The sequence below is a fragment of the Salinibacillus kushneri genome (assembly GCF_900111405.1).
GTDB lineage: Bacteria > Bacillota > Bacilli > Bacillales > Alkalibacillaceae > Salinibacillus > Salinibacillus kushneri.
Map to the genome: position 1 here is coordinate 38,405 of NZ_FOHJ01000013.1, position 13,341 is coordinate 51,745.

The 13,341-nt window shown below is 37.7% G+C and carries 13 protein-coding genes and 1 pseudogene; 6 read left to right on the forward strand and 8 right to left on the reverse strand.

Features of this window, described 5'->3' with window-relative positions; all coding sequences use genetic code 11:
• Window positions 1–206: 206 nt before the first annotated feature.
• Complete coding sequence (locus BMX63_RS15300) at window positions 207–632, reverse strand: OsmC family protein (RefSeq protein WP_093137163.1); 426 nt, start codon at window positions 630–632, stop codon at window positions 207–209.
• Between the two features lie 264 nt (window positions 633–896).
• Here BMX63_RS15300 and BMX63_RS18195 point away from each other — a divergent pair, with 264 nt between their 5' ends.
• A complete protein-coding gene (locus tag BMX63_RS18195; RefSeq protein WP_177167351.1) occupies window positions 897–1,064 on the forward strand; it encodes a hypothetical protein in 168 nt (55 codons plus the stop codon).
• A 76-nt stretch (window positions 1,065–1,140) separates the two neighbouring features.
• Here BMX63_RS18195 and BMX63_RS15305 read toward each other — a convergent pair whose 3' ends face one another.
• Complete coding sequence (locus BMX63_RS15305; protein WP_093137165.1) at window positions 1,141–1,350, reverse strand: heavy-metal-associated domain-containing protein; 210 nt, start codon at window positions 1,348–1,350, stop codon at window positions 1,141–1,143.
• A 255-nt stretch (window positions 1,351–1,605) separates the two neighbouring features.
• Between BMX63_RS15305 and BMX63_RS15310 the strand changes: the two genes are divergently transcribed.
• The 5 genes and pseudogenes from BMX63_RS15310 to BMX63_RS15330 all read left to right on the forward strand — a co-directional run bounded on the left by BMX63_RS15310 (window position 1,606) and on the right by BMX63_RS15330 (window position 6,267).
• Window positions 1,606–1,875 (forward strand): hypothetical protein, encoded by a 270-nt coding sequence (locus BMX63_RS15310; protein WP_177167352.1) that lies wholly within the window; start codon window positions 1,606–1,608, stop codon window positions 1,873–1,875.
• A 348-nt stretch (window positions 1,876–2,223) separates the two neighbouring features.
• Window positions 2,224–3,960: a carbon starvation CstA family protein gene (locus tag BMX63_RS15315; protein ID WP_093137168.1), complete on the forward strand. Its 1,737-nt coding sequence runs from the start codon at window positions 2,224–2,226 to the stop codon at window positions 3,958–3,960.
• 70 nt (window positions 3,961–4,030) lie between these two features.
• A pseudogene (locus tag BMX63_RS15320) lies at window positions 4,031–4,291 on the forward strand (cory-CC-star protein); the annotation flags it as partial.
• Between the two features lie 31 nt (window positions 4,292–4,322).
• Window positions 4,323–5,294 (forward strand): ArsA family ATPase, encoded by a 972-nt coding sequence (locus BMX63_RS15325; protein ID WP_093137171.1) that lies wholly within the window; start codon window positions 4,323–4,325, stop codon window positions 5,292–5,294.
• Window positions 5,275–6,267, forward strand: coding sequence for a zinc-binding dehydrogenase (locus BMX63_RS15330; RefSeq protein WP_093137172.1), 993 nt, complete (start codon window positions 5,275–5,277; stop codon window positions 6,265–6,267). The genes BMX63_RS15325 and BMX63_RS15330 overlap by 20 nt, the downstream gene beginning before the upstream one ends.
• A 461-nt stretch (window positions 6,268–6,728) precedes the next feature.
• On the opposite strand, the gene BMX63_RS15335 is transcribed toward BMX63_RS15330, so the two are convergent.
• The 6 genes from BMX63_RS15335 to BMX63_RS15360 form a co-directional block, all read right to left on the reverse strand.
• On the reverse strand, window positions 6,729–8,048 hold the full coding sequence (locus BMX63_RS15335; RefSeq protein ID WP_245732852.1) for an alpha/beta hydrolase family protein: 1,320 nt from the start codon (window positions 8,046–8,048) through the stop codon (window positions 6,729–6,731).
• Between the two features lie 136 nt (window positions 8,049–8,184).
• Window positions 8,185–9,663 carry an aldehyde dehydrogenase family protein gene (locus BMX63_RS15340; RefSeq protein WP_093137174.1) on the reverse strand — a complete coding sequence of 493 codons (1,479 nt, stop codon included), beginning with the start codon at window positions 9,661–9,663 and terminating at the stop codon, window positions 8,185–8,187.
• A gap of 167 nt (window positions 9,664–9,830) precedes the next feature.
• Window positions 9,831–10,283 (reverse strand): DUF2269 family protein, encoded by a 453-nt coding sequence (locus tag BMX63_RS15345; protein WP_093137175.1) that lies wholly within the window; start codon window positions 10,281–10,283, stop codon window positions 9,831–9,833.
• Between the two features lie 72 nt (window positions 10,284–10,355).
• Complete coding sequence (locus BMX63_RS15350) at window positions 10,356–10,955, reverse strand: histidine phosphatase family protein (protein ID WP_093137177.1); 600 nt, start codon at window positions 10,953–10,955, stop codon at window positions 10,356–10,358.
• Between the two features lie 491 nt (window positions 10,956–11,446).
• Entirely contained in the window at window positions 11,447–11,800 is a 354-nt protein-coding gene (locus BMX63_RS18550; RefSeq protein WP_245732853.1) for an alpha/beta hydrolase, read from the reverse strand.
• A gap of 130 nt (window positions 11,801–11,930) precedes the next feature.
• Entirely contained in the window at window positions 11,931–12,431 is a 501-nt protein-coding gene (locus BMX63_RS15360) for a kinase (protein WP_093137179.1), read from the reverse strand.
• Window positions 12,432–13,341: the final 910 nt, after the last annotated feature.

Genomic DNA, 13,341 nt, shown 5'->3' on the forward strand with positions numbered 1-13,341 from the left:
GTTTTTCTTTTAGGTGGCTGTAATCTGGAGAACTTTGAAAAAGAAAGTCCATGTTTAAATACCCGAAAAAATTCATTAATGATTAAAAACAAGTTTATTATTTTCCTAATAAGGGTAAAAAAAGAGTAGTGTCTACGTTATATACACATATATAGAAGAGGTTGGGACATAACAAATACAATCAACTATTGTCCCAACCCCATGTTCTACAAATCCTTTTCTCCTTTTTCTCCATTAATGGAATAACTAGCCGTAATATTTGCAGATAGTGAATGAGATACAGAGCAATATTTATCTTTGGATAATTGAATCGCTCTGACTACTTTATCCTCTGGCAGATCACCTTCTAAGACGTAGTGAATATGGATATTTGTAAATTTTTTAGGATGATCATCAGCCCTTTCCCCTTCTACTTCCATATGAAAGGAAGCCGGTTCTAAACGCATTTTTTTCAATATAGAAATGATATCAATCCCTGTACATCCAGCTACGGCATTTAACAACAATTCAGTCGGACGAGCACCACTATTTACTCCTCCCACCTCTTCAGCTGCATCCATTTTCATTTCATGACCAGAAGGAGTTACACTTGCAAAAGCCATGTGATCAGTCCATTGTATACTGGTTTTCATCGTATTCACCTCTTATTTTAAACTTGCACCTTCCCATTTTCTTTATACAATATTTTATCACTAAGTAACGAATACTGGCCAGTATCACATCTTTAAGAACAGCGTATTAAGTTTATGGGAAATACCTTTAAAACTTACGACCAACCGACTTCCTTATTGGGATATGCTCTTCACATTCCAACTGTAAATCATTTACACTTTTTTTTAGTTTTTTCGTATGACTATACACATTTTGGGAAAAGTATGGGTTAGGAGGTGATAAAGGTGGCCAAAAACAGGAATCGAAATCGCGACAACAATAACAACAACAATAATAATAACAACAATAATCAGGAACTAAATGTAGATGCTAACACAGAATTTGCAGATGAAAATGATGCACGCGATTTCCAAAACCGCAACAACCGTAACAATAACAACAATAACAATTAATTGAAGAGTATGAAAAGAAGCGAAGTGCTTCCTCCTTTTTCTACATATTGGCGGAAACACTTCGCTAACTAAAAAGTCAGGTCTCGATATGAAAACCTTGGGATAAAATATTCTTCGCAATTTCCTGTAGTTGAATTTCTGTATCATCATACTCCACTTTAATTTCGCCATCATCGGGATCAACTAACACACGTTCAATTCCAGCAACATTCATAAGCGTTGCTTCTAATTCTTGAATGTTTTCATGTGCTTTTGCTTCTTCTACAAAGAACGTATTATGAGGCATACAGAACCCCTCTCTTTGTTTCTTAGTCATCTGTTCACATTTATCATTCCCTAATTTTAAAGAACCATTAAAAAAACGAACATGCAGCATTTCCCATTACAAACAAAGGCTGCATTAAAGATAGTCTGGATAAAATTTTCACTTATTAGAGCCTTTCTTTATACCTTAATCATATAGCATTTGTCTGTTCCTTAAATCCATGTATAAATTTTTTTGATTTCCACAAACTATAAAAAAGTCTTCAAACTTAAGGTGGTGAAGGTCAAATGGGTATCTTCCAATCCATTAATGGGTGGAAAGAAAATCTTAGGGAAAAGAGACGAGCAACCATGGAAGCAAAAGGATATTGCCCTGAATGTCGAGGTAGGGGATTTAATGTTGTGCCGTATAGCGAAGCATATTATATCCCACCCATGGATTGCACGGGTTGTGACGGTAGTGGTTTATACTCAGATTGGGAAAAAAATCAATACACCTGATTGTGACGGGTTAATAGCCCGTATTTTTATCATATGCCATACATAAGGCTCCCTTCAAACATAAAAAGGGAGCCTTATCTTTTAATAATCCATACCAACACTACAATTAACGTGAATCCACCACCATATCCATAACTTATCAGAAATCCCCCTTACTCTATGGTTTAATTCACTACACTTTTCTTGTCTAGGACAGTCATGGAATTTGTTACACAATTGTTGCGTGAAGTCATTTTCTCTAACTCGATAATGACTTGTGACAAAAATTTCTAACTATTTCAAATTTTACACATGTTTATCTTTTATTCCTCATATAAATCTAGTAAAATGTTTTTGTAAGCGTTTTACTAGATTTATTTTACAATTTTATATTTCGAAAAGGAGGGTGATCACTATGAATGGGATTGTCTTAGCCATTGTTGGTGGAATCATGTTTTTTTTAGGTTATCGAATTTATTCTAAATATTTGGCTGAGAAGATTTTTCGACTGGACCCCAATTATGTAACCCCAGCCAATCGTTACAATGATGGTATCGACTTTGTTCCCACAAACAAATGGGTTCTATGGGGGCATCACTTTACCTCTGTTGCAGGAGCAGCACCAATTTTAGGACCTGCAATTGCTGTGTATTGGGGCTGGCTTCCGGCACTTTTATGGGTGATTTTAGGTACTATATTTGCAGCCGGTGTCCATGACTTTGGAACGATTGTCTTATCTGTGAGGAATAAAGGGCAATCGGTTGGAACCTTAGCTAATAAGTTAATTGGTCAGCGGGCAAAGATTTTATTTTTGTTTATTATTTTATTATTAGTATTGATGGTTAACGCTGTTTTCGCCTGGGTTATAGCAAACTTATTTATTTCAAATCCATCTAGTGTTCTATCTGTCTTTATTCAAATTCCGTTAGCCATTTTGATTGGGTATCGGGTTTATAAAAGAAAAGGCGGGATGTTACTTCCATCCTTGTTTGCACTTGTTGCGATGTATGCAGCTGCAGTATTGGCCAGTTATGTACCAGCTCTACAAATTGACCTTGTTAGGTACTTTGGGGGCGAAGGGGCTACCAGTTTATTTGGTATGAGCGCTACTTCTGCGGCATTCATGGTCTGGATTATTATTCTGATGATATATGTGTATATTGCTTCGACTTTACCAGTTTGGAAGCTTTTACAGCCAAGGGACTATATTAATTCGCATCAGCTTGTTGTAGGCCTATCGATCCTTTATTTAGGGTTATTTTTCACGCTTCCACAGGTAACAGCACCTGTTACAAACACCAACGCCGATACACCATGGTTTCCACTACTCTTTATTACAATTGCCTGTGGGGCGATTTCCGGTTTCCATGGGTTAGTATCTTCAGGTACAACGTCAAAACAACTTGCTAATGAAGTTGACGCACGGCAAGTAGGATATTTAGGTGCTGTTGGTGAGGGAGCTCTTGCTTTAATCTCGATTATTGCGGTCGTTACCTTCTTCCCATCATTAGGTGAATTTTCTGCTGTCTATAGTGGATTTGAAGCAGCGAATGAATCGGGTTTAGGGAACTTTGTAGCAGGTGCTGCCCAACTAGCTACTGGAATAGGTATTCCTGAATCAGTTGCATCTACTATTGTTTCTGTAATTGTGGTAAGCTTTGCCGCCACAACACTAGACTCATCCGTTCGACTTATGCGGTATATCATTTCTGAATTAGGTGAGGAATATAAAATTCGTCCAATGACGAAAATGCATGTAGCTACCTCCATAGCTGTTGTATCCAGTACTGTATTAACACTTCTTCCTGAAGGTTCAAGAGGATTTGGTTCAGGTGGGTATTTATTATGGCCATTATTTGGTACATCCAATCAGCTTCTTGCTGGTATTAGTTTATTGCTTATTGCTATTTGGTTAAAACGTCAAGGCCGAAATTATTGGCCAGCTTTAGTGCCGATGGCTTTCCTTATGTTTATGACCTTATGGGCCATGGCACAGCAAGTGATTTTTGACTGGTCAGGTTTTGGTGAAACAGACACGAATATGCTTCTTTTTATCTTTGGAGGTATTATCCTTATCTTTGCCATTTGGATTATTCTAACAGCTATATCCGTTCTCTCCAAAAACAATCAAGATGGAATTCCAAACGAGTAGCAAATCGTAAAAGCCGTGCAAATTTTGTGCGGCTTTTCTCTCTTTTTAATTTACAACAAGAAGAAAGGAGAAAACAATGAAATCACTAAAGCAAATTTTTGAACTGTATGATGAAATTCTAAGCCTTCCTCATAAACAGGAAGTAGCACGGGAACTGCGCGATGAAGATGATCTTTTTTTACTACTCCTTTATTCAGACATGTTAGGGATTCCAAATCCAGCCTTTTATTATACCCTTGAACTGTATCCTTATATTATTGAACGATTCCACGATTGGCATTTACGCATGGGTATGGATAAATCACCTCTAGAAGGTATCCGCTGCTGTTAACTCCTATCACACTAATTATGGAGGTTATCAAATGAATGAACTATTACAAAAACGAATTATCTTTGTCGGTGGAAAAGGCGGTGTCGGAAAATCAACATCCTCATCTGCCCTTGCGCTGGCCTTTTCCAGAAATGGAGAGAAAACACTTATTATTTCAACAGATCCAGCCCATAATCTTGGAGATATATTTTATAAAAAGATGGGCAATCAACCAACAAAACTCGGCGAAAATCTGTGGGGATTGGAAATTGATCCGGAAACAGAGTCCAAGCGCTATATTGAATCCGTAAAAGATAATTTAAAAGGTCTGGTTAAATCACGCATGGTTGAGGAAGTTCATCGTCAAATTGATATGGCAAGTGCTTCTCCAGGGGCTGATGAAGCAGCTTTATTTGACCGCATCGTATCGATTATTTTAGATGAAATAGAAAACTTTGATAAAATAATCTTTGATACAGCACCTACCGGTCATACAATACGACTACTCAGTTTACCTGAACTCATGACGGTGTGGATTGATGGAATGGTAGACAGACGTAAGAAAATCAATGATAATTATACCCAGCTCCTCCATGATGGGGAACCCGTTGAAGACCCGATATATGATGTTTTACAAACAAGGAAGGAAAAATTCACGAAGGTACGGAATATTTTATTAGATGGTTCAATGACTGGGTTTACGTTTGTCCTCATTCCTGAGCGGCTGCCGATTCTGGAAACTGAAAAGGCTGTAAAACAGCTTGACCACTATCATTTGCACATACGTACACTGATAGTCAATAAGGTATTGCCAGATCATGCTGATGGGGAATTTTTATCCAAAAGGCGACATCAGGAGCAAATCTATCTGCAGGACATCGGCAAAACATTTAAAAGACAAGCTTTGTTACATATCCCTTTATATGAGGAAGATATATCTAATAAGGAAACCTTGCGTTCATTTGCTAATCAATTATGGGAGAAATTAAAGGAGGAATCTGACCATGAAAGCGATCGTTCATAAGGAACGAGAAGGATTAAAAGGATTATTCTATCAGGAGATGGATGAGCCTACAAAGAAAGAAGGACAAGTTATCATTAAACTAAAAGCAGCCGGAATGAACCGTCGTGATGTAGCCCTATTACACCGGCACAAGTCGGATCAGCCACCATTAATTATGGGCTCAGATGGTGCTGGCGTTGTAGAAGCCATTGGTGATGGTGTACATCATGTAAAGGTTGGAGATGAAGTGGTTATTGATCCTTCGCTAGGATGGCAAAAGAAAAGTGATGCTCCACCTAAAGGATTTGAAATTTTAAGTATGCCTGACCATGGCACATTTGCTGAATACATTGCAGTTCCAGCTGAAAATGTAGAAAAAAAGCCTGCTCATTTATCATGGATTGAAGCAGGTGTTCTGCCCTTAGCAGCTCTAACGGGCTATCGTGCTCTATTCACACGAGGACAGGTCCAAAAAGGGGACACTGTCATGCTTCCGGGAATCGGAAGCGGTGTACTCACCTACGTATTAATGTTTGCAAAAGCAGCAGGGGCAAGGGTGATTGTGACCTCAAGAAGTGAAGAAAAGCGCCAAAAAGCAGTTAAACTGGGAGCAGACGTAGCTATACCAACTGAATCAGACTGGAATGAAGAGCTCAAAAATGAAAGCGTCGATTTATTAATTGAAAGTATCGGACGTGCTACGTTTCATAAATCTCTTGGTATTATTCGCAAAGGTGGAACGATTGTAACCTTTGGGGCAACCACTGAAGATAAAGTAGACATTGATATTCGTAAATTTTTCTATGGGCAATATAATCTTCTTGGCTCTACCATGGGCAGTCATGAAGAATTTAAAGAAATGTTATCATTTTTAGAAGAACACCATATAAAACCTATTGTTGACAGCGTTTTTCAATTATCGGACCATCAGGAGGCATTTACTTATTTGCGTGATTCTAAAAACTTTGGCAAAATAGCTTTTGAATTGGAATAGCAGCTATTCTAAAACCAGTTCAGGAACTTTGGCCTGGTTTTTCTTCCCCCCTGCTTCTCATCATTTTGCATAAAACTTGGGAACATAAAAACATGAACATCTATAAGGAAGAAGTTAGATGGAGACTAATCATCATACAAGATTAACTGCACCAGAAATCTCCCGTCTATGAACTCAATATATGTTTGATAGTATGTCTTAGCAATTTATCGAGTATGCTCTTGAACATATCGAGGATGAAGACATCCGTTCCCTATATTTGTAAAGCCAACAACCATAAGGTGTTGGCTTTCTTTATCCATTTAATGCTTTGCCTAATATTGGTCAAATGTATCAAGGGCTGATACCCCCTTGTGAGAGTAATTCTCCCCCACCAAGCACTTGTACTTCGCCATACGTAGGCCGACTATTTCAGGCAAAAGCAATTTTCAGAAGCAATTGTCTTTCCCTTTTATCTTATATTATTTCGTAAAATCATGGTTTTCCATGAAGGAGATGATTCCATCCATTAATCCTTCCGCTAATGGTAAATCTGGATTGGAATAGGTATCTACATTCCCTGAACGATCCTCAGGCGCTTTTTTCAATACATGATTCATCTCTTTGATTAAGAGAAGTTCTGAATCTTCATACGATTTGTGCAGTCGCTGTCCCTCTTCTTTTGCTACTTGAAAATCATGCTCACCATTAACAATCAGGACAGGAATATCCAGTTTTTGAATCTCTTCGATTGGATTGTACTGCATCCATGAAGACATAAAAGCTTGAATGGATGGTCGGAACGTACTTTGAAGCTCTTGTGGAACGTTAGCTACCTTTTTACCTTGCTTTAACTGCTCTAAAATCCTTTTACTTTCCTTTACCAAATCTTCCTTTAGACCTTCTTGCAATTGGTCATATAGTACTTTATCAATTGAGCGGCTTGCACCAGAAATGGATATAAAGGTATCCACATCTGTATTAGCTGCTGCAAGCATGCCAACTAATGAGCCCTGGCTATGGCCGATGACACCTACACTGGAAAACTGATTATCGCTTCGTAATTGGGTTATCCACGCTTCCGCATCTTCAACAAAATGACCAAATCTCAAATCCTCTTCTGCAATTAGTACATCCTGATTCCGTCCGATCCCTCTTTTGTCGTAACGGAGACTCGCAATCCCTTGTTTAGCTAATTCTTCTGCAAGCATTTTCAAGCTGTTATTTTTGCCAGGAATTGTAGGGGTATTTCCATTTCGATCCGTAGGTCCTGATCCCGGAATGATAAGAACAACCGGATAAGGTGCTTCTGCTCCATCAGGTATACGAAGTTCTCCTTCTAGTTGACCATGTTTAGTACTTACGTTGATGAATTTACCCTCATCTTCTGCAGTCTCGTTTTTCTTTTCTTCCCCCTTTTTCAATGTAAAAGGAAAGGACTGACCATTTTGGGTAAACGATCCTTCGATAGAGTCACTCTTATTTTTTCCATCAAATGTAATACTTTGCCCTTGAAGCTTCATTTGAAAAAACACATTAGGTGCATCAACCGAAACATTAGATAAAGGATAATCCTTTACCCCTTGAGCAGGAATACTAATCGTCCCTGACCAATCATTGGGTTTGGAAAGCTTAACAACAATGGGCAAGGGTTGATTTGGCACTTCTATAGCTCCACTCCAGGTTCCTTCCAATTCCTTTAAAACTCCCCTTTCATTTGAATCCTCTCCCTGATTATTCGAACAGCCTGCTAATAAAAGCAGCATGATTAAAACCATACTGCTTAAAGTTCTCATCTTCATAGATATGCCTCCCAAATAGAGCAAAACATTCGTGCAGGGATTTGTGATATATTATTTCTTATTACGAACAAATAAATCTTTAGTTTCAAAATTATGTACAAATAAATCGGGAGTGAAAGTCCTCCCGATTTACAAGTTATTTTGGAATATAAGGTAAATCCAATTGCTCAGGTACGTTAATTACGTGGGTAGAGGTATAAGCTTCAAGCCCTTCTGCTCCATATTCTCTTCCAATACCTGATTGCTTTACACCACCAAAAGGAAATTTAACATCCAGCCCTTGGACTGCTGCTGTATTGATCATTGTCGTACCTGCCTCTATTTGTCCTGCGACATCAATAGCATGTTCTTCCTTACCCCAGACAGAACTGGTTAATCCGTAAATGCTGTCATTGGCAAGCTTAATGGCATGCTCATCGTCTTTAAATTTTAATATAGGTACAGTAGGGCCAAACTGTTCCTTTTCAACAATTGGGTCATGTTGATCAGGTCCTAAAACTACTGTAGGATGCATGAAAAAGCCTTGCTCAAATAGCTTTTCATCAAGAATTGTTCCGACTTTGATGACTTCCGAACCTCTCTCTTTAGCATCATCAATCAATCCTTGAACAAACTCCACCTGTCCTTTATTATTAACAGGCCCTACGGTTACATTTTCGTCAAAAGGATCTCCAACACGTATCCAATCATTGGCGGCTTCAATATATTTTTCGACAAACTGATCATAAATCGATTCATGAACATAAATACGCTTGGCAATCATGCAAATCTGCCCTGCTGTTAAAAAGTTCGCAATAACAAGCCGGCGCATAGCATCTTTATCGTTCACATCAAAATCATTCAAAATAATTGCAGCATCATTACCTCCTAACTCTAAGGTCATTTGCTTAATCGTATCAGCTGCTGCTTTCATAATATGTTTAGCTGTTTCTGTTCCACCAGTAAAGGCGATCTTTGCAACCTTTGGATTCGATGTTAATTCCTTACCAACATCTGCATCCCCGTGAACCAGATTTAAGACACCTTTTGGAAACTCCGAAGCAATAATTTCAGCAACCTTACTAACAGCAAGTGGTGCAAATGGACTTGGTTTAAGAACAAGTGTATTTCCTGTTAATAGTGCAGGCGCAATTTTTATGGTAGAAAGTGAAATGGGATAGTTCCACGGTGAAATTGCAGATACAACACCTATGGGATCCTTTTTAATAATGGTTCGTCCGTTATCGTGTTCCCGAACCTCTTCTTTCAACATCTCTTTTACATTCTTCATTGCAAACTCCATCCACATGAGGGAAACTCCTATTTCCCCTTCTGCATCATATAAGGCCTTTCCATGCTCTCGGGATAGAAGCTTAGCAATTTCAGGTGTTTGATCTTTGATTTTCTGAATCGCCCGCTCCATTCGTTTTACCCGCTCATCTATGCTGGATTTTTTCCATTCTTTATACGCCTCTTCAGCAGCCTCAATTGCTTGTACCGTTTCTTCTCTTGTATTTAAAGGATAATAACAGACAACTTCGTCAGGATTTGTCGGGTTGATTCGTTTGTCCTGGTCCTTTCCTTTAACCTTTTCTCCATTAATTAATGAGTGTACTTGAATCACTTCTGATGTCATTTGACTATCCTTCCTTTCATCTATACTTTCTAATACTTAGTATTTTACCCTTATAACTTTATGATACATCTAGACTCTTCTCATTTTCCAGGAAAATGAATTAGAGACACAAAAAAACACAGATGACAGTAATAAATCACCTGCATTCCTTATTGGAGGAAACGCTTTTAAAATGGTTTTAAAATCATGAGTACAATTATGATTAAAAAAATGATATTTTCCAGTCTCTCATACCGAAACAACTTTTTCTCCATACTGTAGTATTTACTTGGAATCTCTTGCCCATTGTATTCATTTAACCATCGCTTAATAGGTTTAGACCTCGGAGATAGTAAAAGAGGACCAAAGGCTAAGGCAATAAGAAATAGAATAAGACTAAGCCAGTACCACCCTTCTGCAAATAAAGAAGGATTTAAAAAGCCCATAGCAAGCCCTGTAATTAAAAGTAAGGTACCACCAATCATGACAAAAGTGTGAAATCGATTCCGAATCGCATAAGCGTGTCTTAATTCTGTCATATTTTTCGCAGAGGAAACGACACGAATCATGACAAAACCAGGACCCATTCCAAGAATAGCTGAAAAAACATGTATCGTCACCAATAACATATATAATGACATCGTCACTCCCCCTTATCAATCTACTTTCTATTATATCGCAAGCTAAGTCAATAAGGGGGCATATATATCACGTTAGTTGATTACTTCCTGCTCCTTTTGGTTATGAAGATGCTTCGTACAATTTAAAAGCTGGCAGTCCCACTGGTTTCCGATTTTTTCAAAAACTGAGAAAGCTGTATTATCAAAGCGCTCATCAAAATGAGGGTCCTCCAGCAATCCTTTAATCAGCATATTCAATGTTGCTCCATGACTGACGAATAAAATACGCTTTCCTTCATAGCTGTAACAAAATTCCTCAACGCATTCTACACTTCTCCGGGTTACTGCTTCTATAGCTTCACGACCTAAGTCAAGTTCCCGCCAATTTTCACCGAACCTATGAATCCGTTCCATTTCCGTCGTGCCTTCAACCTCCCCAAAACCTCGTTCCTGCAGACGATGATCTTCTATAACACCGGCACCTATTTTTTTCGCTACTGCTTTGGCAGTATCAGCAGCTCGAGATAAGGGGCTTGTAACAATCACATCCCACTCCCTTTCTTGAAAACGGGTTGCTAAAACCTCCGCCTGTTTCCGCCCTATCTCGTTTAACGGAATGTCGGTTTGGCCTTGTGCTTTCTGTTCAATATTCCAATCTGTAAGTCCATGCCGTATTAGCCCAATTGTCGTCATAATACTCCTCCCCACCTATCGTTTTGTAAAAAGTATGAATGCTATTATTATACGATATTTTAGGAGGAAAGAAAAACAGTAACGGGTTCCGTTTTGACGTACAAAATGGAAAATACAGCTATATTCACAAGTAAATTCGCATAAAATTCACAATCCAACTCACTGGAAAAGGAACTTGGTTATCCAAGCTCCTTTTAATGAGATCAAAGTATATTATTATTCAACTAAGCCCCCGTTTGTTTAATAATGTCCCAACCTTGCTCAGATAACATAAAAAGGGTTCACGGAATAAATTACAAGCTCTCTATATCGTTCACCAATATAGGTAATCCATTGTGAAACAAATGTTGTCTGCCTTCAAGTTCCCGTAAGGTTGCTTGTGGAAGTTTTTCTGCATAGGTTTTATGGTGTTTAAACGGTACGATATCTTCGTCACGACTATGATAAAGGAACAAATTGGGTATTACAGGTAGATTTCCTTCAAAACTACTTTAAAGAGTGAAATCTTTCGACTGCCAATCTTCATCTAAACACCAGTATGGTGCTGCGATGATAAACAAACCACGGAAAGTTAGGTTACATGATTCTTCAGAAAGGTACTTTAATAAGACAGAACCACCCAACGAATGACCAACTAAAATCACCTCTCCATTAAGCATATTCAGTTCTTTTTCAAGCTGATTTTTCCAAAGTACATACTCTGGATTTTCTGGATTAGGCATCTTAGGCATAACAAATTGAAATTTATCCCTAAGTTCTTTTTCTAAATATGCTGAAAGATTACTACTTCCTTGATTCCTTTCCTGTGGACCCGCACTATGAATAAATAAAACAGTCTTTTTCATCTTGGTATCTCCTCACCTACCTATTAAAACAATTAGCTAATTTATTCAACAACCTTGCTTCTATAGCACAAGAAGCCACTTCCCTAATTGTGCTATAGCACTCCGTTTGTTTAAGAAGCCAAAAGAATAATTACCTTTGTAGTTGATTTAAAATCTGTTTCAATACATCATTTTGCGACATATCATTAGTAAATAGTGTTTCTCCCTGCACTCCAAGGTAATCGTTTGAATTCCACCAGTCACGTAAAGAGTCTTCTCCAAATTCCATCTTTTTGGAACGAGTGTTATGACGTATGACTGTTTCATCAAAGGATAAATCAAAATAATAAGTATATGCCTCCTCTTGGTTATAGAACTGGATTAAGTCCTTCAGCATTTCACCATAACGGCTTTTATTTAGAATTCCTTCCACAATAACAAATTCACACTTACCTCTTCCGTATTCTGCAATTTGGCGAATCAAATCAATTGAAGGATTTCCATCTCTATCGTGAACTTTCAACATATCACGACGAACGACATCCTGAGAAACCAAAAGAGTTCCATGACCTAAATGATTTTGAAGGTTTTTCGCAGTCGTAGTATTTCCACTCCCCGAATTGCCTCGTAAGATAATTAGCTTAGATTCCATAAACTTCCCTACCCTTTGTTCTTTTATATCTTACTTTTAATACATCAAATTAATAATCAATTCTTCCTAATTGAACATAACTGCCCCTTTACTTCAATAACAAAAGCATTATCCTTCTTCCAAACGTTAGCCCCTTACGAATTTGAATTAGAAAAGAAAATCAGAAGTATGATTGTTATAATTAGGGATTGAGCAAAACATATGACTAAATCATTTTTCCAGTAGGTTTTACCGAATGGACTCGATTTACCTCCCCATAAACTAAATAACCTTGCTATTATAAAACTACACAACCATAGAGTTATGAAAGTAATGATAAATCCCATTAGGTATCCTCCTATTGAAAAACTTTATATAAATCCTTAGGCTGCTATTAAACAATCCTGCCTCTTTAGCACAATGGGAGCTGCCTCATTGACAGCTACTTATACTATATTCGCCACCGTTAGACAAGAGGGTTGAAATTATGCGAATAAGTGAGTATTTGAAAGAAAAAAAGGTTCTAACCGAGGGAGTGCAATTGTATTTTTTTACATTTGTATTTGGAACTCCAGCTTCTATGTAACTTCTTATCAATTTCCAATCATTGTTTTCATTTCTCTTAAATGTCTGAAAGAATAAGCTAACATTCTCTACTTTCTTTCCATCAATTATGAGTGTAGCTGATAAAATTACCATAACTTCATCTTGTAGTAAAGGAATTATCAAAACTTCATTCAAGTCCCATTTGTTTTCTTTTTGTTTTGCGAAATTAAACCCTTGTTCTCAACCCGTTATCGCCTCTTCATAACCAAAGTCTACTAATTCACCATTTGAAATCTCTCTTGCTTTATAATCTTTCGAAATAATATCTTCAGATCTGTTAAAGATGAGTTCCTCCAAACATCTAAATATGAATTAAGAAACTTGC

Excerpts from the sequence above, each read along its gene's own strand:
- BMX63_RS15305 (WP_093137165.1), bottom strand. The coding sequence starts at position 1,350 with ATGCCTCATAATACGTTCTTTGTAGAAGAAGCAAAAGCACATGAAAAC.
- BMX63_RS15335 (WP_245732852.1), bottom strand. The coding sequence starts at position 8,048 with ATGAAGATGAGAACTTTAAGCAGTATGGTTTTAATCATGCTGCTTTTA.
- BMX63_RS15330 (WP_093137172.1), top strand. The coding sequence starts at position 5,275 with ATGAAAGCGATCGTTCATAAGGAACGAGAAGGATTAAAAGGATTATTC.
- BMX63_RS15325 (WP_093137171.1), top strand. The coding sequence starts at position 4,323 with ATGAATGAACTATTACAAAAACGAATTATCTTTGTCGGTGGAAAAGGC.
- BMX63_RS15315 (WP_093137168.1), top strand. The coding sequence starts at position 2,224 with ATGAATGGGATTGTCTTAGCCATTGTTGGTGGAATCATGTTTTTTTTA.
- BMX63_RS15345 (WP_093137175.1), bottom strand. The coding sequence starts at position 10,283 with ATGTCATTATATATGTTATTGGTGACGATACATGTTTTTTCAGCTATT.
- BMX63_RS15350 (WP_093137177.1), bottom strand. The coding sequence starts at position 10,955 with ATGACGACAATTGGGCTAATACGGCATGGACTTACAGATTGGAATATT.
- BMX63_RS18550 (WP_245732853.1), bottom strand. The coding sequence starts at position 11,800 with ATGAAAAAGACTGTTTTATTTATTCATAGTGCGGGTCCACAGGAAAGG.
- BMX63_RS15360 (WP_093137179.1), bottom strand. The coding sequence starts at position 12,431 with ATGGAATCTAAGCTAATTATCTTACGAGGCAATTCGGGGAGTGGAAAT.
- BMX63_RS15300 (WP_093137163.1), bottom strand. The coding sequence starts at position 632 with ATGAAAACCAGTATACAATGGACTGATCACATGGCTTTTGCAAGTGTA.
- BMX63_RS15340 (WP_093137174.1), bottom strand. The coding sequence starts at position 9,663 with ATGACATCAGAAGTGATTCAAGTACACTCATTAATTAATGGAGAAAAG.